Annotated in this window: 25 protein-coding genes; 8 read left to right on the top strand and 17 right to left on the bottom strand. The window is 67.8% G+C overall.

Annotation, left to right across the window (positions count from 1 at the left end):
* Positions 1 to 143 precede the first annotated feature (143 nt).
* Positions 144 to 1,025, top strand: coding sequence for a S1/P1 nuclease (locus OKW76_RS09625; protein WP_265548693.1), 882 nt, complete (start codon positions 144 to 146; stop codon positions 1,023 to 1,025).
* Between the two features lie 97 nt (positions 1,026 to 1,122).
* Here OKW76_RS09625 and pal read toward each other — a convergent pair whose 3' ends face one another.
* From pal to OKW76_RS09700, 15 genes are all read right to left on the bottom strand, one after another.
* Positions 1,123 to 1,647, bottom strand: coding sequence for a peptidoglycan-associated lipoprotein Pal (pal, locus tag OKW76_RS09630; RefSeq protein WP_265548694.1), 525 nt, complete (start codon positions 1,645 to 1,647; stop codon positions 1,123 to 1,125).
* A gap of 53 nt (positions 1,648 to 1,700) precedes the next feature.
* Positions 1,701 to 3,047: a Tol-Pal system beta propeller repeat protein TolB gene (gene tolB / locus OKW76_RS09635; RefSeq protein WP_416221806.1), complete on the bottom strand. Its 1,347-nt coding sequence runs from the start codon at positions 3,045 to 3,047 to the stop codon at positions 1,701 to 1,703.
* 176 nt (positions 3,048 to 3,223) lie between these two features.
* A complete protein-coding gene (locus tag OKW76_RS09640; RefSeq protein WP_265548695.1) occupies positions 3,224 to 4,210 on the bottom strand; it encodes a cell envelope biogenesis protein TolA in 987 nt (328 codons plus the stop codon).
* Between the two features lie 16 nt (positions 4,211 to 4,226).
* Positions 4,227 to 4,664 carry a protein TolR gene (tolR, locus tag OKW76_RS09645; protein ID WP_265548697.1) on the bottom strand — a complete coding sequence of 146 codons (438 nt, stop codon included), beginning with the start codon at positions 4,662 to 4,664 and terminating at the stop codon, positions 4,227 to 4,229.
* 155 nt (positions 4,665 to 4,819) lie between these two features.
* Entirely contained in the window at positions 4,820 to 5,512 is a 693-nt protein-coding gene (gene tolQ, locus OKW76_RS09650; RefSeq protein WP_256505513.1) for a protein TolQ, read from the bottom strand.
* The gene (ybgC, locus tag OKW76_RS09655) at positions 5,513 to 5,968 is read right to left on the bottom strand and encodes a tol-pal system-associated acyl-CoA thioesterase (RefSeq protein ID WP_265548698.1); all 456 of its coding nucleotides are present in this window, start codon (positions 5,966 to 5,968) and stop codon (positions 5,513 to 5,515) included.
* 312 nt (positions 5,969 to 6,280) lie between these two features.
* A complete protein-coding gene (ruvB, locus tag OKW76_RS09660; RefSeq protein WP_265548699.1) occupies positions 6,281 to 7,303 on the bottom strand; it encodes a Holliday junction branch migration DNA helicase RuvB in 1,023 nt (340 codons plus the stop codon).
* Between the two features lie 79 nt (positions 7,304 to 7,382).
* A complete protein-coding gene (locus tag OKW76_RS09665; protein WP_265548700.1) occupies positions 7,383 to 8,615 on the bottom strand; it encodes an endo-1,4-beta-xylanase in 1,233 nt (410 codons plus the stop codon).
* 133 nt (positions 8,616 to 8,748) lie between these two features.
* Positions 8,749 to 9,351 carry a Holliday junction branch migration protein RuvA gene (gene ruvA / locus OKW76_RS09670; protein ID WP_265548701.1) on the bottom strand — a complete coding sequence of 201 codons (603 nt, stop codon included), beginning with the start codon at positions 9,349 to 9,351 and terminating at the stop codon, positions 8,749 to 8,751.
* A 101-nt stretch (positions 9,352 to 9,452) separates the two neighbouring features.
* The gene (locus OKW76_RS09675) at positions 9,453 to 10,250 is read right to left on the bottom strand and encodes a MipA/OmpV family protein (RefSeq protein ID WP_265548702.1); all 798 of its coding nucleotides are present in this window, start codon (positions 10,248 to 10,250) and stop codon (positions 9,453 to 9,455) included.
* A 41-nt stretch (positions 10,251 to 10,291) separates the two neighbouring features.
* Positions 10,292 to 10,777, bottom strand: a complete 486-nt coding sequence (gene ruvC / locus OKW76_RS09680) for a crossover junction endodeoxyribonuclease RuvC (RefSeq protein ID WP_265548703.1) — start codon at positions 10,775 to 10,777, stop codon at positions 10,292 to 10,294.
* A 199-nt stretch (positions 10,778 to 10,976) separates the two neighbouring features.
* Positions 10,977 to 11,720 (bottom strand): YebC/PmpR family DNA-binding transcriptional regulator, encoded by a 744-nt coding sequence (locus tag OKW76_RS09685; protein WP_033922253.1) that lies wholly within the window; start codon positions 11,718 to 11,720, stop codon positions 10,977 to 10,979.
* 115 nt (positions 11,721 to 11,835) lie between these two features.
* Positions 11,836 to 12,075, bottom strand: a complete 240-nt coding sequence (locus OKW76_RS09690; RefSeq protein ID WP_256505522.1) for a DUF2312 domain-containing protein — start codon at positions 12,073 to 12,075, stop codon at positions 11,836 to 11,838.
* A 100-nt stretch (positions 12,076 to 12,175) separates the two neighbouring features.
* Positions 12,176 to 13,528 carry a metal-dependent hydrolase family protein gene (locus tag OKW76_RS09695; protein ID WP_265548704.1) on the bottom strand — a complete coding sequence of 451 codons (1,353 nt, stop codon included), beginning with the start codon at positions 13,526 to 13,528 and terminating at the stop codon, positions 12,176 to 12,178.
* A gap of 93 nt (positions 13,529 to 13,621) precedes the next feature.
* Positions 13,622 to 13,999 (bottom strand): DUF1244 domain-containing protein, encoded by a 378-nt coding sequence (locus tag OKW76_RS09700; RefSeq protein ID WP_265548705.1) that lies wholly within the window; start codon positions 13,997 to 13,999, stop codon positions 13,622 to 13,624.
* A gap of 71 nt (positions 14,000 to 14,070) precedes the next feature.
* On the opposite strand from OKW76_RS09700, the gene pyk reads away from it, so the two are divergent.
* The gene (gene pyk, locus OKW76_RS09705; RefSeq protein ID WP_256505526.1) at positions 14,071 to 15,534 is read left to right on the top strand and encodes a pyruvate kinase; all 1,464 of its coding nucleotides are present in this window, start codon (positions 14,071 to 14,073) and stop codon (positions 15,532 to 15,534) included.
* 136 nt (positions 15,535 to 15,670) lie between these two features.
* Here the strand turns inward: pyk and OKW76_RS09710 are convergent, their stop codons facing one another.
* Together OKW76_RS09710 and ykgO are read right to left on the bottom strand one after the other, a co-directional pair.
* Positions 15,671 to 16,288: an HAD family hydrolase gene (locus OKW76_RS09710; RefSeq protein ID WP_265548706.1), complete on the bottom strand. Its 618-nt coding sequence runs from the start codon at positions 16,286 to 16,288 to the stop codon at positions 15,671 to 15,673.
* A 39-nt stretch (positions 16,289 to 16,327) separates the two neighbouring features.
* Positions 16,328 to 16,453, bottom strand: a complete 126-nt coding sequence (ykgO, locus tag OKW76_RS09715) for a type B 50S ribosomal protein L36 (RefSeq protein ID WP_033920696.1) — start codon at positions 16,451 to 16,453, stop codon at positions 16,328 to 16,330.
* Positions 16,454 to 16,660: 207 nt separating this feature from the next.
* Between ykgO and OKW76_RS09720 the strand changes: the two genes are divergently transcribed.
* The 6 genes from OKW76_RS09720 (at position 16,661) to OKW76_RS09745 (ending at position 22,390) form a co-directional block, all read left to right on the top strand.
* Complete coding sequence (locus OKW76_RS09720; protein ID WP_265548707.1) at positions 16,661 to 17,263, top strand: hypothetical protein; 603 nt, start codon at positions 16,661 to 16,663, stop codon at positions 17,261 to 17,263.
* Positions 17,260 to 18,378, top strand: coding sequence for a M14-type cytosolic carboxypeptidase (locus tag OKW76_RS09725; protein ID WP_265548708.1), 1,119 nt, complete (start codon positions 17,260 to 17,262; stop codon positions 18,376 to 18,378). The genes OKW76_RS09720 and OKW76_RS09725 overlap by 4 nt, the downstream gene beginning before the upstream one ends.
* Positions 18,378 to 18,833 (top strand): GNAT family N-acetyltransferase, encoded by a 456-nt coding sequence (locus OKW76_RS09730; RefSeq protein ID WP_265548709.1) that lies wholly within the window; start codon positions 18,378 to 18,380, stop codon positions 18,831 to 18,833. Before OKW76_RS09725 ends, OKW76_RS09730 begins: the two co-directional genes overlap by 1 nt.
* A gap of 140 nt (positions 18,834 to 18,973) precedes the next feature.
* Positions 18,974 to 20,134: an IS30 family transposase gene (locus OKW76_RS09735; RefSeq protein ID WP_265548710.1), complete on the top strand. Its 1,161-nt coding sequence runs from the start codon at positions 18,974 to 18,976 to the stop codon at positions 20,132 to 20,134.
* A 134-nt stretch (positions 20,135 to 20,268) separates the two neighbouring features.
* A complete protein-coding gene (gene gpmA / locus OKW76_RS09740) occupies positions 20,269 to 20,955 on the top strand; it encodes a 2,3-diphosphoglycerate-dependent phosphoglycerate mutase (protein ID WP_265548711.1) in 687 nt (228 codons plus the stop codon).
* A 217-nt stretch (positions 20,956 to 21,172) separates the two neighbouring features.
* Complete coding sequence (locus OKW76_RS09745) at positions 21,173 to 22,390, top strand: argininosuccinate synthase (protein ID WP_265548712.1); 1,218 nt, start codon at positions 21,173 to 21,175, stop codon at positions 22,388 to 22,390.
* Positions 22,391 to 22,395 lie beyond the last annotated feature (5 nt).

Below are 22,395 nucleotides of genomic sequence, written 5' to 3' on the forward strand. Positions count from 1 at the left end.
TGGGGGTCGGTCGAGTGACCGTGGTACGGTAGCCCTGGTTGTTGTGGTTTCCGTATCGCCCGGACCCTACCCACCCCCGACCCCTCCCTTACAGGGAGGGGGGAAGTATTGGCTTCGTCATAAAGCACCGCTAGCGCAGGCACATGCTTCGTACCCTCGCCCTGCTCGCCGCGCTTTTCGCACTCGCCTTCCACACCCCCGCCCAAGCCTATGGCCGCTACGCGCACGGCGCGGTCGCGCGGATCGCGCTCGCCAACGCGAGCCCCGCGACCCGCGCCAAGGTGGCGGCGATGCTGCGGCAGACCGCGCTGCTCCAGACCCCCAGCTGCCGCGCCGCCAGCCCCGAAGACGCCAGCGTCTGGCCCGATTGCATCCGCGGAATGGGCGAGCGGTTCAGCTACACCTCGCCCTGGCATTATCAGAACATCGACATCTGCAAGCCGTTCGACCCGGCAAGCGCGTGCAAGGACGGCAATTGCGTGTCGGCGCAGATCGACCGGCAGGTGAAGATCCTGCAGAACAGCACGGTTCCGCAAAGCGAGAAGGTGGCGGCGCTCGCTTTCCTGATCCACTTCGTCGGCGACCTGCACATGCCGCTCCATGCCGGCGACCGCGGCGATCGCGGCGGCAATGATGTGAAGTCGAGCTATGGCGACTATGTCAGCGAACGGCTCAACCTGCATTCGGTGTGGGACGGCCAATTGGCCGAACGCGCGCTGACGACACCGCCCTCGCTTGAACGAGTCTATTCAGCGCAGGAACGCGCGGCAATCGCTGCCGGGACGACCGAGGACTGGAGCCGTGAAGCCTGGGCCGTAAGCCACGACGTCGCCTATGCACTGGCACTCGGCGGCGATCCGTGTGGCCCCAAGCCCTCTGAGCGGGTGACCCTCACCAACGCCGCGATCGAACAGGCGATCGCGCCTGCGCGGTTGCAGGTCGAGCGCGCGGGACTGCGGCTGGCGCGATTGCTCGACGAGGCGCTCGATCCGGCAAAGGCGTTCAAGCCCGAGCGGCGGCGGTAGGGAGAGACCGCCGCTACGCCCGTCACCCCAGCTTTCACTGGGGTGACGATTGGCGCGGGTAGGCTATCCCCTCCCGCAAGCGGGAGGGGGGCCAAGTTCAGCTCACCACCACGGTGACCGCGCGGCGATCCTGCGCCCAGGCGGCTTCGCCCGAACCGCCCAGCGGGCGTTCCTTGCCATAGCTGATCGTCGTGATCCGATCGGCCGAGATGCCGCGCGCGACGAGGTAGTTCTTCGCCGAATTGGCGCGGCGATCGCCCAGCGCGAGGTTGTATTCGCGCGTACCGCGCTCGTCGGCATGGCCCTCGATCGTGATCCGCGTCGCGGGATATTGCGCCAGCCACGTCGCCTGCCCGTCGAGGATCGCGCGCGCGGTGGGATCGATGTCGTAGCTGTCGAGCTCGAAATTCACCGTGTCGCTCTGGACCGAGCGGCGGAAGTCCTCGGCCGATCCGGGGACGTTGCCGGTGCCGACATTGCCGTCGTTCATGCCCGTGCCGGGTGCCACGGTCCCGGTCTCGCCGGGTGCGGGCGGGAGCACTTCGGGGCGCTTCTTGGCGCAGCCCGCGGTGGCCAGCAAAGCTGCACCCAGGATCAGCACCGTCGTTTTCTTGGTCGCCATGTCGTCGTCTCCTCTGAAACTTCAAATCGGTACGCGGTTGGATGGTTCCGGTATCAGGGCCGGACCGGGCCCCAGCTGGGGTCCGACCCGTCGAGCGGGGTGGGGATGCGGCGCGCGTTGACCCCGGTCAGATCGACCGACCAGACCTGTGCCCCCGATCCGCGGCCCGAGCGCAGATAGGTGATGACGCGGCCATTGGGCGCCCAGCTCGGCCCCTCGTCGCCCCAGGCTTCGGTGAGGATCTTCTCGCCGCCGCCCGAGGGGTTCATGATGCCGATCTTGAACCCGCCGGCGATCCGCGTGAAGGCGATCAGGTCGCCGCGCGGGCTCCAGGCGGGGGTGCCGTAGCGGCCGCTGCCGAAGCTGATCCGGCGCTGGTTCGATCCGTCGGCGTTCATCACATACAGCTGCTGGGTGCCGCCGCGATCGCTTTCGAAGACGATCTTGCTGCCGTCGGGCGAATAGCTGCCGCCGGTGTCGATGCCGGGCGAATTGGTCAGCCGCTGCGGGCTGCCGCCGGAGGCCGCGACGCGGTACAGGTCGGTGTTGCCGTTCTGCGCCATCGAAAACAGGATGCTGCGGCCGTCGGGCGAGAAGCGCGGCGCAAAGGCGAGGCTGACTCCCGACACGACGCGGCGCTGACGCCCGGTGCCGATGTCGTAGACATAGATGGTCGGCTTGTCGTCGACATAGCTCATATAAACGATCGACTGCTGGTTGGGCGCGAAGCGCGGGGTCAGCACGATCGACTGGCCGTTGGTAAGGAATTTGTGGTTCGCGCCGTCCTGATCCATGATCGCCAGCCGCTTGATCCGCCGGTTCTTGGGACCGGTTTCGGAGACATAGACGATGCGGGTGTCGAAATACGGCCCCTCGCCGGTCAGCCTTGTATAGACGGTGTCGGCGCATTTATGCGCGGCGCGGCGCCAATCGGCGGGCGGCACGACAAAGCCCTGGCGCGACAGCTCGGCGCGGCTGAGCGCGTCGTAGAGATAGCAGCCGACGGTGAGCGTGCCGTCGTTGTTGGCGCGGATGAACCCCTGCACCAACGCCTGCGCGCCGGTGCCGCTCCAATAATCATAAGCGGGCGCGGTGACTTCGGGGAACGACACGGTGCGCAATTGGGCTGGCGCGATCGGGGTGAAGAGGCCCGAATTGCGAAGGTCGGTGGCGATGATCTCGGCGAGCTGCCGCCCGAGCGCGTCGGTCGATCCCGCGGCGGTGCTGGTGACCGCGGGGGTGGGGAAGAAGGGGATCGCGATCGGCATCGGCGCTGAAATGCCACCGGTCACGTCGACGACGAGTTCCTCGCCCTGCTGCTCGGCGGGGGCGGCGGCGGGCGGCGGAACGATCTCCTGCGCCGCGGCGGGGAAGGCGATGGCGAGGACGGAAAGCGCCACCACACCCGTTCGTTTCGAGCGAAGTCGAGAAACCGCCCCAGCCGTCCGGTCAGCGTTTCTCGACTTCGGCCCGCTGGGCCGAAGCTTGTCCTGAGCGCCTGCCTTGGCAGGCAGTCGAAGGGCTCGAAACGAACGGATTTGGCCAGGCTGTGCAAACCAACGCATCACTTCTCTCCTCAACCGGGCAGATTGTAGCGCAACGTGAACGTCCGCCAGCCGCCGGGGGCATCATATAGCTCGGCGGGCAGGCCGCGAAGCGGGGAACAGCCGACGAAGGTCGCGATCGCCAGATCGTTGACGCGATCGACATAGCGGCGGTTGCCGTCATCGACTCCCTGCGGCTGGCCGACCACCGTCGGGCGCGAGCGCAGCGAGCCGTCCTCGGCCAGTTGCAACCGGATCGTCACGCGAATCCGCTCGGCCCCAGGCCCAGGAGTCACCTGGCGATCCGCGCAAGGCTGCACCTGACGCCTGATTGCCGAACCGATATTGGCGAGCTGCGACGCGCCGACACGCTGCGCGGGCGCGGCGTTGCTCGCCTTGCGCGGGGTGTCGTCGGCGCTCAGGCCTTTGAGGAAATCGTCGCCTAGCCGCGATCCGCGCGGGCGCGCCTTCTTGGCGGCGGCGTCGGTGCCGCTGCCCTTGGCGGCGGCGGACTTCGGCGCGGCCTTTGCAGCAGCTGCCTTAGGGGCCGCCTTGGCAAGCGCTTTCGCGGCGGGGCGCGGTGCTGCCTTGGCCTTGGCGGGCGGCGCTTCGGCAGGCGCTGGGCGCTTGGGCGCTGCCTTGGGCGCAGGCTTGGCCGCCGGGCGCGGCACCGCTTTGGTCACGGGCCGCGGCGCGGGCTTCGCCGCCGGACGCGGTGCGGGGGCAGGCTCGGGAGGCGCGGGTTCGAGTTCGGGCGCCGGTTCGGGCTCGGATTCGGCGGGGGCGGGCGGCGCCGCGTCCTCGGGCGGCCCCTCCTCGGGCGCGACCGAGGCCGAGGGCGCTTCGAGCGTCGGCGATTCGGCGACCAGCCCGACCTCGTCGACCAGGCTCACCTCGACCGGGGTCGACACCAGGCTTTCGGGATTGGGGGTCGCCAGGAAGCCGACCGACAACAGCCCGAACAGCACGACATGACCCGCCGCGGCGACGCCGAGTCCGACCTTTTCGGCGCGATCCATCAGGCGCGGCCCCGGCTCAACGCGCCTCGGACCCCACCGTCACCAGCGCGACGCGGTTGAGGCCGACGCGGTTGAGCTCGCCCATTACGCGCATGACTTCGCCATAATCGAGCGCGCGATCGGCGCGCAGGAACACCTGGCGCGGGTTTTCGGCATCGCCCGCGGCGGCGATCTCGGCCAGCACGTCGGGCAGGATCGATGCGCTCACTTCATTGTCGTTGACGAAGATCTTGCCGCCGGCGTCGAGCGCGACCTGGACCGGCTCCTGCTCTTCATCGAGCGCCTTGGCGCGGCTTTCGGGCAGGTTCACCGGCACCCCGGTGGTGAGCAACGGCGCGGTGACCATGAAGATGATCAGCAGCACCAGCATGACGTCGACCAGTGGCGTGACGTTGATGTCGGCCATCGGCGCGCGCCGGCCCTTGCCGCGCGAGGAGGGGAGATTCATCGCCATCGCTCAATCCGCCCCAAGCTTGCTTGGGGAGGGGGACCGTCGCGAAGCGATGGTGGAGGGGCGGCGGCGCAGCCGCCGTTGCACGGCGGCCCCCTCCACCATGCTGCGCATGGTCCCCCTCCCCCCGCTTCGCGCGGGGAGGATTGCAAGGCTCCTCACGCCCCCAGCTCCAGCTGCCGGCTCAGCGTCGCGTGGAAGCCGTCAGCAAACCGGTTCAGCCGCGCCTCGATCTTGTTGATGCCGTGACTAAAGCGATTGTACGCGATCACCGCGGGGATCGCCGCGAACAGCCCGATCGCGGTCGCGAACAGCGCCTCGGCGATGCCCGGCGCGACCACCGCGAGCGATGAATTCTGTGCCTGCGCGATCGCGGTGAAGCTGCGCATGATCCCCCAGACGGTGCCGAACAGCCCGACGAAGGGCGCGACCGAGCCGATCGTTGCGAGCACGTTGAGCCGATCGGACATCCGATCGATCTCGCTCGCGACCGCGGCGCCCATCGCGGTACCCAGCCGCTCGCGCGTGCCCTCGCGGTCGATCGCCTTGCCCGCGGTCGATCGCCGCCATTCGGCGACGCCTGCCGAAAATACCCGCGCGATCGCCATGTCGCTTTCCGAATGGGTGCGGTGGAACGCATCGACATCCTCGGCGCGGCGATAGTCGTTCTCGAACTGGTCGATCGCCTTGCGCGCGCGGCCGATCTTGCGGCGGAAGCTGACGATGATCGCCCAGGTCCAGATACTCGCCAGCAACAGCCCGAGCATCACGCCCTTCACCACCCAGTCGGCGGTGAGGAACAGCGCCAGCGGGGACAGGGTCGCAGCGTCGGCGTTCACGATTGCTTCCATCTAGCTCGGCTTTCCCTTTTCAGACACGGCGTCGAACGCCTCTACCCACTTTGCCGGCTGGCGTCTCGCACGACCCGAAGGCGCGACGAACGCGACTTCGACCTGCGCATCGGTCAAGACGACCCCGTCGCGCATGACTCGTTGATGAATATCGACCGAGGCGGCGCGAATTCGCGTGATCGTCGAGACGACCACCAGCGCATCGTCGAGCCGCGCGGGCGCGGCATAGCGGATTCGCAGATCGCGCACGACATAGGCGCCCTCGCCCGCCTCATGCGCGGCGCGCTGATCGACGCCGGCGACGCGCAGCATGTCCGAGCGCGCACGCTCCATGTAGCGCAGATAATTGGCGTGGTAGACGACGCCCGACAGGTCGGTATCCTCGAAATAGACGCGCACCGCGAAGCGATGCTCGCCGCCCACGAAGCGGCCCGATTGCGGGGTGTCCGGCGTCATTTGCGCGCATTAACCAAGGCTTGAGGACGGGTCAAAGCTTGTGCGGTGGATGCGGGCGCGAGGGAAGCGCGAATGTGGCGGCGGCGAGAGCCTCGTCGCATTCCCCGAACCGCTGGTCGCGCTCCTCCCCTCCCTGGAAGAGTGCCGGGTCGGCCATGCCCCCGCCATGGCCCGGACAGCGCGGGGCGCTGTTCACCCGACACTGGGTCGGGGGTGGGTCGAGTGCTCACGATACGGATGGGTGTGGTGAGCGGGTTCCGTAGCTCCCGGACCCTACCCACCCCCAGCCCCTCCCTTCCAGGGAGGGGAGAGCTAGTCGAACAACCCGTCCTGCGCGCCCGTCGGCATCGGCAGTCCCAGATGTTTCCACGCCGCGCCGTTGAGGCAGCGCCCGCGCGCGGTGCGGGCGATCATGCCGATCTGGATGAGATACGGCTCGATCACTTCCTCGACGGTGTCGCGCGGCTCGGATAGCCCCGCCGCCAGCGTCTCGACCCCCACCGGGCCGCCACGATAAATGTCGGCGATCATCAGCAGATAGCGGCGGTCCATCGCGTCGAGCCCGAGCGAATCGACCTCGAGCCGGTTGAGCGCGGCATCAGCGGTGCGCGCATCGACGATCGGCGCGCCCGCGACATTGGCGAAGTCGCGCACCCGGCGCAGCAACCGCCCGGCGATCCGCGGGGTGCCGCGCGCGCGGCGGGCGACCTCGCGCGCGCCATCGGGCGAGATCGCCAGGTCGAGCAGCCCGGCGGCGCGGGTGATCACGCGTTCGAGCTCGTCGACGGAGTAGAATTGCAGCCGGATCGGAATGCCGAAGCGGTCGCGCAACGGGGTGGTGAGCAGCCCCTGCCGCGTCGTCGCGCCGACCAGAGTAAAGCGCGGCAGATCGATCCGCACGCTGCGCGCCGACGGCCCCTCGCCGATCATCAGGTCGAGCGCGCGATCCTCCATCGCGGGGTAGAGCACTTCCTCGACCGCGGGGGCGAGGCGGTGAATCTCGTCGATGAACAGCACGTCGCCATCCTCAAGGTTGGTGAGCAGCGCCGCCAGGTCGCCCGACTTGGCGATCACCGGCCCCGAGGTAGCTCGGAACCCCACCCCCATTTCGCGCGCGACGATCTGCGCCAGCGTGGTCTTGCCGAGCCCGGGCGGCCCGAAGAACAACACATGATCGAGCGCCTCGCCGCGCGACCGCGCCGCTTCGATAAAGATCCGCAGATTCTCACGCGCACCCTTCTGCCCGACGAAATCGTCGAGCGATTTGGGGCGCAGCGCGGCATCGACATCGTCGGGCTTGCGCAACGGGGTGAGGATGCGGTCGGTGTCGGTCACACCCTGCATTAGCCGCGCGCGCGGCGGAACGAAAGCGGGACATCGAACCGCCCGCCCCCATCCTGGCGAGCGATGGCGATCAGCGCGCGGTAGTTGCCTGGAAGGCCGCGCGAATCGCATCGTATAACGGCTTCGCCCGCGCCTCGGCATCATAGGGACACGGCCTGACCGGCTGCCCGTCGGGCCGCGGCGAGAAATTCTGCAGCCAGCTATATTTGTCGTTCATCCCCCAGACGAGCACGTCCTTGAGCTGCGGATAGCTGAACAACAGGTCGAGCCATGCCTTGCCATAGACCGCGACATCAGCGTCGCGCTGCGCGATGGTGCCGGTGCGGTTGCGATCGCTGACATCGAGTTCGGTGATGATGAGCTTGTAGCCGAGCCCGGTCACCTGATCGAGCCAGCTGCGCATGCCGGGGATCTGCGCATCGGCGATCGATTGCGCGGTGCCCGAGGAATAGAAGCCGATATGCGACTGGATGCCCAGCGCGTCGATCGGCACGTTGCGATCGCGAAACCCGCGCAGCAGCGCGAGCACGCCGTTGCGGTGCGTGACCGATCCCCAATCCATATAATCGTTATAGACCAGCTCGGCGGTGGGGAGTTCCTCGCGCGCGGTGCGGAAGGCCAGGTCCATGATGCTCGGGTCGCCGCCCACCGCGTCGGCCAGCATGTTGCGGCGTACCGCGCCGGTGCTCGGCTCGACCGCCTCGTTGAGCACGTCCCAGCTCTTGATGCGGTTGCCGAAATGCCGCGCGACGTTCTGGACATGGCTGCGGATCAGCCGTTCGGCGGTCGCGCGCGGGTTGACGCCCAGATCATAGCTGCGCAGCCAGGCGGGGAAGCGTTCCTGGATGTACCACAGCATCACATGGCCGCGCATCTCGAGCCGCTTGCTTTCGGCATAAGCGAGCATCGCATCGGCGCGCGTCCAATCGTACACATTCTCGGCGCTCGACTGATATTCCCACTTCATCTCGTTTTCGGGGACGAGCAGCTGGCAGTCGCGCTCGAGCAGCGCGGCATAAGCGGGGTTGGCGAACGATCCGGCATCGGCCCCGGCGGCGCTCCACGCCAGCGTCGAGCCGAAGCGCATGCCGCGCGTGGCTGCCGCCGCCGCGAGCGTCATGGCGGGCGTCGGGGTCGGCGTTGGCGTTGGTGTGGGCGTCGGGGTCGGCGCGGGGGTGGGGGTCGGACTGGGCGTGGCGATCGGCGGGCTGCTGTTGTCGCCCCCGCCGCTGCCGCTGCACGCAGTGACGCCGAGCGCGCCGGCAAGCACGAGGGTTTCGCGCCGCGAATAGGCCTTCATCATCGCTCTCCTCCCCTGGCGATCCGGTGGATCGCGGTCCCGCTCGGCTATCGATTCCGAGTCGTTGCACAAATGCTAGCGCTATCATGCGACTGCGCAAGATCGGGGGAGCAGCCTTACCGAAATCCCGTATCGCTTAGCGCGAGGCGCGCTTGAGTGCCTCGCGCACCAGCGTGTCGAAGGGCGCATCGGGGCCGATCGCATCCTCGGCGGCGCGCACCGCGGCATTGGCCTCGGGCGCGCGAAAGCCCAGGTTGAGCAGCGCCGACACCGCATCCTGCGCCTGCCCGCCGGCAGCGGGCGAAGCACCCGCGACGCCCGCGGCGCCGATGCCGAACCCGCCCGCCTTGTCCTTCAATTCGCGCACGATCCGCTCGGCGAGCTTGGGCCCGACCCCGTTGGCGCGCGCGACCATCGCCTTGTCCTGCCGCGCCACCGCCGCGCGCAATTCGTCGGGCGCGAGCACCGACAGGATCGCCAGCGCGACGCGCGCGCCGACCCCCTGCACCCCGGTGAGCAGCCGGAACCAGTCGCGCTCGTCGGCGTCGGCGAAGCCCATCAGCCGGATCGAATCCTCCGACACCAGCATTTCGGTGTGGATCGTCACGGTGCCGCCGACCGGGCCGATCGCCGCGAGCGTCTTGGCCGACGAGCCGACGAGATAGCCGACGCCGCCGACGTCGATCACCGCATGGTCGATATCGGTCGCCGCCAGCCGCCCGGTGAGGTGCGCGATCATGCGGTGCCAACGATGCGGAAAAGCGCCGCGGCGGGATGTTCAGACAGGGTCATCGCCACGACCTATCAGGGTCCGCGCGATCGAGGAACGCGAAAGCTTTGTCAGCGGACGCCCGCGCCGAAGGTGTAGGTCAGCGCCAGGCCGCCCGACAGCTGGTTGCGCGAGCCGAACTCACGGACCAGCGGCGAGCCGCCGGGATCGCCGACCAGCCGGTCATATTTGGTATAGCCATAGACGCCCCAGCTCGGGGTGAGCTGGCGCAGCAGCCCCGCGGTCGCGCCCACCGCCTGGAGCCCGCCATCGGCGGTATAGGCGGGCAATCCCGAAGCCGCCGCATCGGCGGGGGCGACGCCGAAAAAGGCGCGGTTGTAGCGGCTGTTCGACAGCGTCAGCCGCGGCCCGATCGAGAACAGCCAGCGATCGGCGTCGCGCATCACGTAATCGCCGCTGATATTGGCGATCAGCCCCTTATGCCCGCCAATCCCCTGCCGCGCCTCGACACGAACCCGCACCGCATCGGTCACCGCATATTGCGCGAAGCCGCCGAGCTCGACGGTGAAACCGACATCGGGCAGCGCACCGCCGACCTCGCGGCCACGGCGCCGGCCTTCGAAGCCGAACGCCGGGCCGATCTGGAACCGCCCCTTGGTGAGCAACGGCAGCCCGCCGCTTTCGTCGGGCGCTTCGAAGGCGAAGGGAATGTCACCGCGGGTGCGCGAGACGTCGAGGAAGGGGCGGACGTCGTAGCTGTCCGATCCGGGATAGCTCGGCACCAGCTGCGGCCCGAGCGCGATGCGGGTGCGGCGGGGGCCGCGTGGATCTTCGTCCTGCGCGTGCGCGGTGGCGATGCCGACGCTGGCGAGGATCAGGGCGAGCGCGAGCGGGCGGGCGTTTCTCATGGCCTGAACAAACCAGCTTTTTGCAAGCTTGGCGAGCGACTTCAGCCGGTGATGCGGCGGCTTGCCATATGGTGCGCGTGGCAGATCGCGACCGCGAGCGCGTCGGCGGCGTCGGCACCGTCGATCTTCACCCCCGGCAGCAGCCGCGCGACCATCGCATGGACCTGCGCCTTTTCGGCGGCGCCGATACCGACCACCGCCTTCTTGACCAGCCGCGCGGCATATTCGCCGACTTCGAGCCCGCCACGCGCGAGCGCGCACAGCACGACGCCGCGCGCCTGGCCGAGCTTAAGCGTCGATTGCGGGTTCGAATTGACGAACACCTCCTCGCACGCGGCGGCCTGCGGCGCGTGATCGGCCATGAGCGCGGCGAGCATCGCATCGAGATGCGCGAGCCGGCGCGGCAGCGGCGCGGCGGTGTCGGTCTTCAACCGCCCATTCGCAACATGCGACAGCCGGTTGCCCTCGGCGCGGATCAGCCCCCAGCCGGTGGTGCCGAGGCCTGGGTCGATGCCGAGGATCAGCATGGGGGGTTGGGAAGAAGGCGCTTCCGTCTTGCCGTCACCCCAGCGAAAGCTGGGGTCTCGCGCCGCCAGCGCGCGCTTCGATCGCAGGAGACCCCAGCTTTCGCTGGGGTGACGAGCATTGCCGAGGCAGCACTGTCCCCAACCGCAGCCGAACCGCCCGCGGCGGTTCCCCTCCCCCGCCGGGGGAGGATCGGCAGCCTCAACCCAGCTTCTCCATCACCTCATCGGAGACCTCGTAATTGCCCCACACGGTCTGGACGTCGTCATCCTCTTCGAGCACGTCGATCAGCTTCATCAGCGTGCCGGCATCAGCTTCGCCGACCTCGACCATCGTCTGCGGGCGCCAGGCGAGCTTGGCCCCCTCGGGTTCGCCGAGCACCGGCTCCAACGCGCGCGCGACTTCGTGCAGGGCATCCATCGCGGTCCAGATCTCGTGCCCGTCCTCGCTCGAGGTCACGTCCTCGGCGCCGGCTTCGAGCGCGGCTTCGAACACCTTCTCGGCATCGCCGGCGCTGGCGGGATAGTTGATCAGGCCCATCCGGTCGAAGCCGTGGCTCACCGAACCGCCCGCACCCAGATTGCCGCCATTCTTCGATACCGCGGTTCGCACGTTGGTGGCCGTGCGGTTGCGATTGTCGGTCAGCGCCTCGATGATCAGGCTGACGCCGCCGGGACCGAAGCCCTCGTAGCGGATTTCCTCATAGGTCTCGGCATCGCTGCGCGAGGCCTTTTCGATCGCGCGCTGGATATTGTCCTTGGGCACCGACTGCGCCTTGGCGGCGTTGACCGCGGCGCGAAGCCGCGGGTTCATGTCGGGATCGGGGGTGCCCGCCTTGGCCGCGACGGTGATTTCGCGGCTGAGCTTGGAAAACAGCGACGAGCGCTTCTTATCCTGCGCACCCTTGCGGTGCATGATGTTCTTGAACTTGGAATGGCCTGCCATCTTTTTTCCTTCCCCCTCTCCCCTGCAGGGGAGAGGGCCGGGGAGAGGGGCAGTGTACTGCCGTCCCGTACTGCCCCTCTCCCAACCCTCTCCCCTGAAGGGGAGAGGGCTATGATCACACCAGCCCGAGCGCGGTCTTGTAGGTCTCGAGCAGCATTTCGGCCTCGTCGCGGTGGTGCTTCTCCATCTTGCGCAGCCGCACGATGGTCCGCATCGTCTTCACGTCGAAGCCGGTCGATTTCGCCTCGCCATACACGTCCTTGATGTCGTCGGCGATGCCGCGCTTTTCCTCTTCGAGCCGTTCGATCCGCTCGATCAGAAGACGCAGCTGCTCGGCGGAAATATTGTCGCTCATGATTCTCTCGCGATGAATTGGGGTCAGGCGGCGCGGCATAAACCATGCGCGCGCCGGCGCAACCCGAATGGCCGGCGCAACCACAATGGCCCACGCAACCTCACTGGACCGGAAAACCCTGCCGCTGCCCGCCCAGCTTGTGCACCGCGCCGCGCCGCATGACGAAGCCGACATCGTTCAGCCGCGCGACGTCGGCGACCGGATCGCCCGCCACCGCAATGATGTCGGCGTCCTTGCCCACCTCGATCGTGCCGATTCGATCGGCGCGGCCGAGCAGGGTCGCCGCCTCGACCGTCGCGGTGCGGATCGCGTCGATCGGCTTCATGCCCACCGCGGTCATATAGCCGAATTCGAGCCCGTTGGTGCCGTGCGGGCCGACCCCCGAATCGGTGCCGAACGCGATCTTCATGCCGCTGGCGAAGGCGCGGCGGTGGCTTTCCTTGACGACCGTGGCGACCTGTTCGGCCTTGGCGACGCTGGCGGCGGGGCGCTCGCCCGCGCGGCCCTGGCGGATCACGCTTTCGAAGGCGTGCATCGTCGGCACCAGATACGCGCCCTTGGCCTTGAACAGCGCGATCGTTTCGTCATCGATATAGCTGCCATGTTCGATCGAATCGACGCCGGCGCGAAGCGCGGTGTCGATTCCCGACTTGCCATGCGCGTGCGCGGTCGCCTTGCGGCCAAAGGCGTGCGCGGTGTCGACGATCGCCTTCATCTCCTCGAGCGTCATCTGCGCCTCGAGCCCGCCGGCGATGTTGCTGCCGACCCCGCCCGAGGCGGCGAACTTGATGACTTCGGCGCCGGTGAAGATCTGCTCGCGCGTCGCGCGGCGGCAGTCATCGGCGCCGTTGCACAATTCGGGCGAACCCTCGCGCTCGACATGCGCGAAGTCGCGGCGCAGCCCGTTGGCGTCGCCATGGCCCGCGGTGACCGACACCATGCGACCGGCATTGACGATCGTCGGCCCCTCGACATCGCCGCGCGCGATCGCGTCGCGCAGCGCGCGGGTGCCGCGCGGCTCGCCGCCCAGGTCGCGGACGGTGGTGAAGCCGGCATCGAGCGTCTTGCGCGCGCTCTGCATCGCGGTGAGCAGCCCGTCTTCGAGATCCTTGGTGGTCTCGTCGAGCCGCGCCTGGAGCGGATAGCCGGTCGAATAGAGATGGACGTGCATGTCGATCAGCCCGGGCAGGACGTACTGGTCCTTGAGGTCGACCAGCTTGGCGCCGGCCTCGGGCGCGGCGAAGCCGTCGCGGATCTCGGCGATCTTGCCGTCGCGCACGACGATCGTGCTTTGCCCGCGCACGCGCTGGCCGGGGCGGTCGAGCAATTGGCCGGCGTGAATGTAGGTGACGACGGGCGCGGCGCGCGGGGCGGGTGCCGGCGGCGTCTGCGCGAAGGCGGTCGTGGCGGCAGTGGTGGCGAGCAGCGCGGCTGCCGTCAGGATCGTTCGCATTGGTGATGGTCCCCCTTGTTTGGCGGGGAAGGTAGCCGAGCGCTCGCGGAAGGAAAGCCCCCTTGCTCCCCTCCCTGCAAGGGAGGGGAGGCGTTACCGCGGTTCGGTCATCGCGGGGGGATCGCTCGCAGGGAACGTATCCTCGAGTGCCTCGTCCAGCGCCGCTTCCTGCTCGACGCGCGCGTTCAGGGCCACGCTCGCCTCCATCCGCGCGAGCTGCTCGGGGCTCGCGGGCTGCTGGTGCTCGGCCTTCCACTGCGCATAGGGCATGCCGTACACCGCGCCTCGCGCTTCGTCCTTCGACAGCCCGCCGGCTTCGGCCACCCAGTCGCCGAGGCAATTGCGGCAGAACCCCGCCAGCCCCATCAGATCGACATTCTGCGCGTCGGTGCGATGCTGCAGATGGCGCACCAGCCGGCGGAAGGCGGCGGCGGCGGTGTGGTCGTCGAGCTGGTCGATATTGGTCATCATGTCCCCATCAAGGTTGATCGACGTACAATATTGGGTACAGCCACCCGCGAACAAGCCGAGGAAGCGTTACAATGACCAAGGCAATCGCCCCCCGTTCGCGCAAGGTGCGCATTCTCGCCACGCTGGGCCCCGCGAGCAACACGCCCGAGATGATCGGCCGGCTGTTCGAGGCCGGTGCCGACGCGTTCCGAATCAATATGAGCCATGGCGACCAGGCATCGAAGGTGCCGGTGATCGAAGCGATCCGCGCGATGGAGAAGATCTACGACCGGCCGACGACGATCCTCGCCGATCTGCAGGGCCCCAAGCTTCGCGTCGGCCGCTTCGCCGAGGGCAAGGTGCTGCTCGAGGTCGGCAAGCGCTTCGTGCTCGATCGCGACCCGACGCCGGGCGACGCCAACCGCGTCGAGCTGCCGCACCGCGAGATTTTCGTCGCGATCGCGCGCGATGCGCGGCTGTTGCTCGACGATGGCAAGCTGGTGCTGCGCGTCACCGATCATGACGATGAGCAGATCGTCACCGTCGTCGAGGTCGGCGGCTGGCTGTCGAATTCGAAGGGGCTGAACGTTCCCGATGTCGTGCTGCCGATGGCGGCGCTGACCGAAAAGGATGTGAGCGACCTTGCCTTCGCGGTCGAGCAAAAGGTCGACTGGATCGCACTGAGCTTCGTCCAGCGGCCCGAGGATCTCGCCGAGGCGCGCAAGCTGATCGGCGGCAAGACCGCCTTGCTCGCCAAGATCGAGAAGCCGAGCGCGGTCGCACGGCTCGAGGAAATCGTCGAGGCGTGCGACGGGGTGATGGTCGCGCGCGGTGATCTGGGCGTCGAACTCCCGCCGCAATCGGTGCCGCCGCTCCAGAAGCGGATCGTCGAGACCTCGCGCCGGCTCGGCCGCCCGGTGATCGTCGCGACGCAGATGCTCGAATCGATGATCACCGCGCCAACGCCGACCCGCGCCGAGGTGAGCGACGTCGCGACCGCGGTCTATGACGGCGCCGATGCGATCATGCTCTCGGCCGAAAGCGCGGCGGGCGACTGGCCCGTCGAATCGGTCGCGATGATGGATGCGATCGCCAATGCGGTCGAGCGCGATCCGATGCATGGCGACCGCGTGCATTTCACCGTGCTCAAGCCCGACCCCACCACCGCCGATGCGCTGGCCGAGGCCGCCAAGAACATCGCGGTGACCGCGTCGGCGAGCGCGATCATCTGCTTCACGCTGTCGGGATCGACCGCGCGGCGGATCGCGCGCGAGCGGCCCGGCGTGCCGATCCTGGTGCTGACCCCCAAGAAGGAAACCGCGCGGCGGCTGGGGCTGTTGTGGGGGGTCCATGCGGTGGTGACGCGCGACGTCGCCTCGTTCGAGGAAATGGTCGCCAAGGCCAAGCGGATGGCGCTGCGCAACCACATCGCCAAGGGCGGCGACCGCGTGGTGGTGTGCGCCGGCGTGCCTTTCGGGATGCCGGGGTCGACCAACGTGCTGCACGTGACGCAGATCATCGGCGACGAACTGAAGAATTACCCCGGCGAGCGGTGAGCTGACTTCCCCCCTCCCTTTCAGGGAGGGGTCGGGGGTGGGTGGAGGCCTGGAGCTACGGCAATCCGGCACCTCGACGCTGCCGTATCGCGGACACGCGACCCACCCCCAGCCCCTCCCTTCCAGGGAGGGGAGCTTAAGCCAGCAGCCCCACTTCCACCAACCGCGCGCGGAACGCCGCGGCGTCGGTGAACGCGACGCTGTCGATCCCCATCGCCCGCGCGGCCGCGACATTCGCCGGATTGTCGTCGACGAACACCGCGTCGTGCGCGCGCAACCCGAATCGGTCGAGCGCCAGCGCGTAGATCGCGGGATCGGGCTTCACCAGCCGCTCGGCACCTGACACCACGATGTCGCGGAAGCGATCGAACAGCTGCGGCCAGGCGGCGCGGAACGCGGGCCAGAATTCGGCGCTGAAATTGGTGATCGCGAACAGCGGCACACCGGCGGCGTCGAGCGCCTCGACGATCTCGAACATCCCCGGAATCGGCCCGCCGACGCTGTCGTTGAAGCGCGGCCCCCACAGCGCGATGAGCTCGGCGTGCTCGGGGAAGCGTGCGCCGAGCTCGGCCGAGGTCTCGGCGAAGGGGCGGCCCTCGTCGTGCTGGAAATGCCATTCGGGGGTCACGACCTGCTCGACAAACGTCGAAAGCGCCCGATCGTCACCGATCAGGCGCTCGTACAAGAACCGCGGATGCCAGCTGAACAGGACGTTGCCGATATCGAAGATAACGGCGGTCGGACCGGTTGCCACTCTATGCAATCGCAAAGCGGCGACGCGGTCCGGGCAGAATCAGCCCTGGCGCGCCTTGAAGCGACGGTTGGTCTTGTTGATGACGTACACGCGACCGCGACGACGGATCACGCGATTGTCGCGGTGCCGCCCCTTGAGCGACTTGAGGGAGTTGACGATCTTCATGACCGATTCGCTTCTATTTGAATGGATGTGCCGGAAAGAGGCGCTCGGTTAGCGGTGGCCCCGCACCAAGTCAAGGCGAGCACCGCCGCGCAAACCAGTGAAGCCAAATCGCAACGCGTGCGTTACAACCTGATATCGCTTGCCCGCCGGGCGGCGCGGTTGCCCATATGCCACCCCTGCCGGGGCGGTGCACAAGGACGTCGTCTCATGCTTGCCAGGATCGCCATACTCTCTCTCGCCGCCCTCACCAGCGCCTGCGCGGCGGGCGGTGGCCGCAGCGGGCCAGTCAACGTCATTCGCTACAATCTGGGCACCCCGGTCGGGCCGGGCACCTTCGGCATCGAGCCGCTGCGCACCGCGCCGACGATCAGCAGCGAATATCAGGCGCAGGCCGATTCGGTCGCGCGCGCGCTCGAGGGGCTGAACTTTCGCCGGGTGACCGGCAACGAGCCGGCTGCGTATCTGGTCGAGATCGCGTTCAACCGCCAGGCGACCGGGCAGCGCACCCCGCCGCCGGTATCGATCGGGCTCGGCGGTGGCGGCGGCAGCTTCGGTCGCCGCGGCGGCGGCGTGGGGCTGGGGGGTGGTCTCAGCACCGGGCTCGGCGGCGGACGCGACATCGTCGAGACCGAATTGTCGGCCAAGCTTCGCCGCCGCACCGATTCGACAGTGGTCTGGGAAGGCGCCGCGCGCACCGTGGGCACCGCGCCGCGCGACGCGATCGAAGCCGCCAAACAGTCGGATCGCCTCGCCGATGCGCTGTTCCAGGGCTTTCCGGGCCAGTCGGGGATCACTACTACCGTCCCATGACGATCGAGATCAGCGCCGCGTTCGACAGCGGCAACATCGAACTGGTGGGGATCGAGGGCGACCGAGTCGACCTCGAGATTCGCCGCGACGCCCATTCGGATTTCTTCCAGTGGTTCCACTTCCGCGTGTCGGGCGCGGCGGGTCGGACGCTGACATTCCGCATCCTCAACGCGGGCAAGGCGGCCTATGCCTTCGGCTGGCCGGGCTATCGCGCGCGGGTGAGCAGCGATCAGGTCGAATGGCCGATGACCGACACGGCCTATGCCGATGGGGTGCTGAGCTTCACCCACCGGTTCGAGGGCGACGCGGCGTGGTTCGCCTATTTCGCGCCCTATTCGATGGAGCGGCACCGCGAGACGGTGGCGCGGATCGCCGCGATGCCCGGCGTTTCGCACCGCTCGCTCGGCAATTCGCTCGACGGCCAGCCGATCGATTGCCTGCAGATCGGCGATGGCCCCAAGCAGGTCTGGTTCTATGCGCGCCAGCATCCGGGCGAATCGATGGCCGAATGGTTCATGGAAGGGCTGCTCGAAAAGCTCACCGATCCCGACGATGCCATCGCGCGCGCGCTGCGCGAAAAGACGACGCTCCATTGCGTCCCCAACATGAACCCCGACGGATCGGCGCGCGGCCATCTGCGCACCAATGCCGCGGGGGTGAACCTCAACCGCGAATGGCACGCGCCCACCCCCGATCGCAGCCCCGAAGTGCTCGCGGTGCGCGACGCGATGGACGTAACCGGCGTGACCTATGCGATGGACGTCCATGGCGACGAGGCGATTCCGGCGAACTTCATCGCGGGGTTCGAGGGCATCGCGTCGTGGACCGACGCGCATGGCGCCAAATTCTACGATTACGGCCGGCGGCTCGCGGCGAACACGCCGCTGTTCCAGACCGAGCGCGGCTATGAGAAATCGGCGCCGGGGCGCGCCAATCTGTCGATGTCGACCAACCAGCTCGCCGAGCGCTTCGGCGCGGTGTCGATGACGCTCGAAATGCCGTTCAAGGATCATGATCCCTCGCCCGACCCGGTGTATGGCTGGTCGCCCGATCGATCGAAGCAATTGGCGCATGCGTGTCTCGTGACGCTCGCCGAGGTGATCGACACGCTGTGATGCGGGTCGCGCAGGGCGAGCTGAAGCATCCGGCGGTCGTGGCGCTGCTCCAGCAGCATTTCGATTCGATGCTCGCGCATTCGCCGCGCGGCGCGTGTCATTTCCTCGATCTGTCGGGGCTCGCCGCGCCCGAGGCGACCTTCCTGACCGCGTGGGAGGGCGAAACGTTGCTCGGCTGCGGCGCGCTCAAGGCGATCGATGCCGGGCATGGCGAAGTGAAGTCGATGCGCACTGCCGATCAGGCGCTGCGCCGCGGGGTGGCGGCGACTTTGCTGACTGCGATCGTGGAGGCCGCGCGCGCGCAGGGGATGACCCGGCTGAGCCTGGAGACCGGATCGGGCGAGCCCTTCGCGGCGGCGGTGGCGCTGTATTTGCGCCACGGCTTCGACTGGTGCGAACCCTTCGGCGACTATGAAGCGACGCCGTTCAACCGTTTCATGACGAGGGCGATCTAGGCGCCCTTCTCCCCTCCCTGGAAGGGAGGGGTCGGGGGTGGGTCGAGGCCTGGAGCTACGGTCACCCGGCATCCCGATGCCGCCGGTGGGTTCAACGGGTGGTCGCAACGCATCATTCTCATGATGAGAGGAGTGGTGCGATGAAGCAGCGTCGTCGGATATATTACTCGGCCGCTCAGCGGGCGGAGATCTGGGATCGGTGGCAGCGCGGAGAGTCGATGAGTTCGATTGGTCGCGGCTTTGAGCGGGAGAGCTCGTCGATCTTCTCGGTGCTCTCCCCGTCGGGCGGGATCCGCCCACCCGATCGGAAGCGATCCGGGCGCGCGCTCAGCCTGGCCGAACGCGAAGAGATATCCAGAGGTCTGGTCGCCGGCCGTTCACTGCGCGCCATTGCAGTCCAGCTCGACCGCGCGCCGTCAACGATCAGCCGGGAGGTCGGCCGTAACGGTGGCGCCGATCGGTATCGTGCCACGCTATCGGATCAGGCGGCATGGGACCGCGCGCTGCGCCCGAAGCGCTGCAAGCTCGCTTGCCACCCGGGCTTGCGACGAACAGTATCACGCAAGTTGCGCCGCAAATGGTCGCCAGAGCAGGTTGCGGGCTGGCTCAAGCATAGCTTTCCGGACGAAGACCAGCATCGCGTGTCACACGAGACGATCTACAAGAGCCTTTATATTCAGGCGCGTGGCGTCCTCAAGAAAGAGCTGCTTGCGCATCTGCGGGCGAAGCGCACGATCCGGCGCTCGCGCCACGCCAGCTTGAAGCGCGACGGGCTCGGCCAGATCAAGGATGCGATATCGATCAGCGAACGGCCTGCTTCGGTGGAGGATCGCGCCGTGCCCGGGCACTGGGAGGGCGATCTGATCTCGGGGGCGCGAGGCAGCCATGTCGTGACGCTGGTCGAGCGCCAGTCGCGCTACGTGATCCTGGCCAAGGTCGCGAACAAGGAGACTGCCAGCGTCGTCTCGGCGCTGATCAAGCAGGCGCGCAAACTGCCCCACGAACTCTATCGATCGCTGACCTGGGATCGCGGCAAGGAACTTGCCGACCATCGGCGCTTCACTCTCACAACCGACGTTGCCGTCTACTTCTGCGATCCTCAGAGCCCATGGCAGCGCGGCACCAACGAAAACACCAACCGCCTGTTGCGCCAGTATCTGCCCCACGGCGTCGATCTGTCGACCTTCAGCCAGGCCCAGCTCAGCACCATCGCAAGACAGCTCAACGAGCGGCCGAGAAAAACCTTGATGTACCAAACGCCAGCTGAGAAGTTCGCTGAGAGCGTTGCGGCGATCGGTTGAACCCACCCCGTATTGCGGACACTCGACCCACCCCCAGCCCCTCCCTTTCAGGGAGGGGAGGAGACGCGCGGTTTGCCTCCCCCGCTCCAGCCGCTAGAGCGACGCCTTCCCCCGCCCCGTCCGGAGACGCCCCCATGCCAACGCTCGTCCTGATCCGCCACGGCCAGTCGGCCTGGAACCTCGAAAACCGCTTCACCGGCTGGTGGGACGTCGACCTGACCGACAAGGGGGTCGAAGAGGCCAAGGCCGCGGGCCGGCTGCTTGCTGAGAAGGGCTTCGATTTCGACCTGTGCTTCACCTCGGTCCAGAGCCGCGCAATCCGCACGCTCAACCTGGCGCTCGAGCAGATGGGGCGGCTTTGGCTGCCGGTCGAGAAGGACTGGCACCTCAACGAGCGGCATTATGGCGGGCTGACCGGACTCAACAAGGCCGAGACCGCGGCGAAGCACGGCGACGAACAGGTCCATATCTGGCGGCGCAGCTTCGACGTGCCGCCGCCGCCGATCGAGCCCGGCAGCGAATATGACCTGTCGGCCGACCGCCGCTATGCCGGCATCGCCATCCCCGCGACCGAGAGCCTGAAGGACACGATCGCGCGCGTGCTGCCCTATTGGGAATCGCGCATCGTCCCCGAGCTGAAATCGGGCAAGCGCGTCGTGATCTCGGCGCACGGCAATTCGCTGCGCGCGCTGGTCAAGCATCTGTCGGGGATTTCGGACGACGAGATCACGAGCCTCGAGATCCCGACCGGCCAGCCGATCGTGTACGAATTGAACGATGCGATGGCGGCGACCGACCGTTATTATCTGAGCGAGCGGTGAGACTCTCCCCTCCCTGAAAGGGAGGGTTCGGGGGTGGGTCGAGGCCGGGCAATACGGCTGCGCTGGTCCGTGACCCCTGCCGTATCACGAGCACGCCACCCACCCCCAGCCCCTCCCTGAAAGGGAGGGGAGCAGTGCGCAGCCCAGGACGAACGGTATTCCTTCGCATCGTCCATTCGCCTAAACGCCCCCGCATCACCATCCCCGGAGCCTGCCCATGACCGACCCCGTCAATCGCGTCGTCCTCGCCTATTCGGGCGGGCTCGACACCAGCGTCATCCTCAAATGGCTCCAGCAGACCTATAATTGCGAGGTCGTCACCTTCACCGCCGATCTCGGCCAGGGCGAGGAGCTCGAGCCCGCGCGCGCCAAGGCCGAGATGATGGGGGTCAAGCCCGAGCATATCTTCATCGACGATCTGCGCGAGGAATTCGTCGGCGACTATGTCTTCCCGATGATGCGCGCCAATGCGCTGTACGAGGGGCTGTACCTGCTCGGCACCTCGATCGCGCGCCCGCTGATCGCCAAGCGCCAGATCGAGATCGCGCGGATGGTCGAGGCCGATGCGGTCAGCCACGGCGCGACCGGCAAGGGCAATGACCAGGTCCGCTTCGAACTCGGCTATTACGCGCTCGCGCCCGACATCAAGGTGATCGCGCCGTGGCGCGAATGGGATCTGACCAGCCGCACCGCGCTGATCGCCTATGCCGAGCAGCACCAGATCCCGGTGCCCAAGGACAAGCGCGGCGAGGCCCCCTTCTCGACCGACGCCAATCTGCTCCACACCTCTTCCGAGGGGCTGGTGCTCGAAGACCCCTGGGCCGAAGTCCCAGGCTATGTCTTCTCGCGCACCGTCGATCCCGAGGATGCGCCCGACAAGCCACAGGTCATCGAGATCGAATTCGAACATGGCGATCCGATCGCGATCGACGGGCTTTCGATGACGCCCGCGGTGCTGCTCGCCGCGCTCAACGATCTCGGCCGGACGCACGGCATCGGCCGGCTCGACCTGGTCGAGAACCGCTTCGTCGGCATGAAGTCGCGCGGAATGTACGAGACCCCCGGCGGCACGATCCTGCACGCCGCGCACCGCGCGATCGAGCAATTGACGCTCGATCGCGGCGCAGCGCACCTCAAGGACGAGCTGATGCCGCGCTATGCCGAGCTGATCTACAACGGCTTCTGGTTCAGCCCCGAGCGCGAAATGCTCCAGGCGGCGATCGACCTGAGCCAGAAGAAGGTCAACGGCATGGTCCGGCTGAAGCTCTACAAGGGCGGCGTCCATGTGATCGGCCGCCAATCGCCCGATTCGCTCTATTCGGAAAAGGTCGTGACCTTCGAGGACGACGCCGGCGCCTATGACCAGCGCGACGCCGCGGGCTTCATCAAGCTACAGGCACTGCGCCTGCGCCTGCTGGGCCGCCGCGACCAGTAAGCGGC

The sequence above is a fragment of the Sphingomonas sp. S1-29 genome (assembly GCF_026167545.1).
GTDB lineage: Bacteria > Pseudomonadota > Alphaproteobacteria > Sphingomonadales > Sphingomonadaceae > Sphingomonas.

Bases quoted from the DNA above. Each gene is read 5' to 3' on its own strand.
- OKW76_RS09625 (WP_265548693.1), top strand. From the start codon at position 144: ATGCTTCGTACCCTCGCCCTGCTCGCCGCGCTTTTCGCACTCGCCTTC.
- pal (WP_265548694.1), bottom strand. From the start codon at position 1,647: ATGGCGACCAAGAAAACGACGGTGCTGATCCTGGGTGCAGCTTTGCTG.
- OKW76_RS09640 (WP_265548695.1), bottom strand. From the start codon at position 4,210: ATGGATCGCGCCGAAAAGGTCGGACTCGGCGTCGCCGCGGCGGGTCAT.
- tolR (WP_265548697.1), bottom strand. From the start codon at position 4,664: ATGGCGATGAATCTCCCCTCCTCGCGCGGCAAGGGCCGGCGCGCGCCG.
- tolQ (WP_256505513.1), bottom strand. From the start codon at position 5,512: ATGGAAGCAATCGTGAACGCCGACGCTGCGACCCTGTCCCCGCTGGCG.
- ybgC (WP_265548698.1), bottom strand. From the start codon at position 5,968: ATGACGCCGGACACCCCGCAATCGGGCCGCTTCGTGGGCGGCGAGCAT.
- OKW76_RS09665 (WP_265548700.1), bottom strand. From the start codon at position 8,615: ATGATGAAGGCCTATTCGCGGCGCGAAACCCTCGTGCTTGCCGGCGCG.
- ruvA (WP_265548701.1), bottom strand. From the start codon at position 9,351: ATGATCGCGCACCTCACCGGGCGGCTGGCGGCGACCGATATCGACCAT.
- OKW76_RS09675 (WP_265548702.1), bottom strand. From the start codon at position 10,250: ATGAGAAACGCCCGCCCGCTCGCGCTCGCCCTGATCCTCGCCAGCGTC.
- ruvC (WP_265548703.1), bottom strand. From the start codon at position 10,777: ATGCTGATCCTCGGCATCGACCCAGGCCTCGGCACCACCGGCTGGGGG.
- OKW76_RS09685 (WP_033922253.1), bottom strand. From the start codon at position 11,720: ATGGCAGGCCATTCCAAGTTCAAGAACATCATGCACCGCAAGGGTGCG.
- OKW76_RS09690 (WP_256505522.1), bottom strand. From the start codon at position 12,075: ATGAGCGACAATATTTCCGCCGAGCAGCTGCGTCTTCTGATCGAGCGG.
- OKW76_RS09695 (WP_265548704.1), bottom strand. From the start codon at position 13,528: ATGCGAACGATCCTGACGGCAGCCGCGCTGCTCGCCACCACTGCCGCC.
- OKW76_RS09700 (WP_265548705.1), bottom strand. From the start codon at position 13,999: ATGATGACCAATATCGACCAGCTCGACGACCACACCGCCGCCGCCGCC.
- pyk (WP_256505526.1), top strand. From the start codon at position 14,071: ATGACCAAGGCAATCGCCCCCCGTTCGCGCAAGGTGCGCATTCTCGCC.
- ykgO (WP_033920696.1), bottom strand. From the start codon at position 16,453: ATGAAGATCGTCAACTCCCTCAAGTCGCTCAAGGGGCGGCACCGCGAC.
- OKW76_RS09720 (WP_265548707.1), top strand. From the start codon at position 16,661: ATGCTTGCCAGGATCGCCATACTCTCTCTCGCCGCCCTCACCAGCGCC.
- OKW76_RS09725 (WP_265548708.1), top strand. From the start codon at position 17,260: ATGACGATCGAGATCAGCGCCGCGTTCGACAGCGGCAACATCGAACTG.
- OKW76_RS09730 (WP_265548709.1), top strand. From the start codon at position 18,378: ATGCGGGTCGCGCAGGGCGAGCTGAAGCATCCGGCGGTCGTGGCGCTG.
- OKW76_RS09735 (WP_265548710.1), top strand. From the start codon at position 18,974: ATGAAGCAGCGTCGTCGGATATATTACTCGGCCGCTCAGCGGGCGGAG.
- gpmA (WP_265548711.1), top strand. From the start codon at position 20,269: ATGCCAACGCTCGTCCTGATCCGCCACGGCCAGTCGGCCTGGAACCTC.
- OKW76_RS09745 (WP_265548712.1), top strand. From the start codon at position 21,173: ATGACCGACCCCGTCAATCGCGTCGTCCTCGCCTATTCGGGCGGGCTC.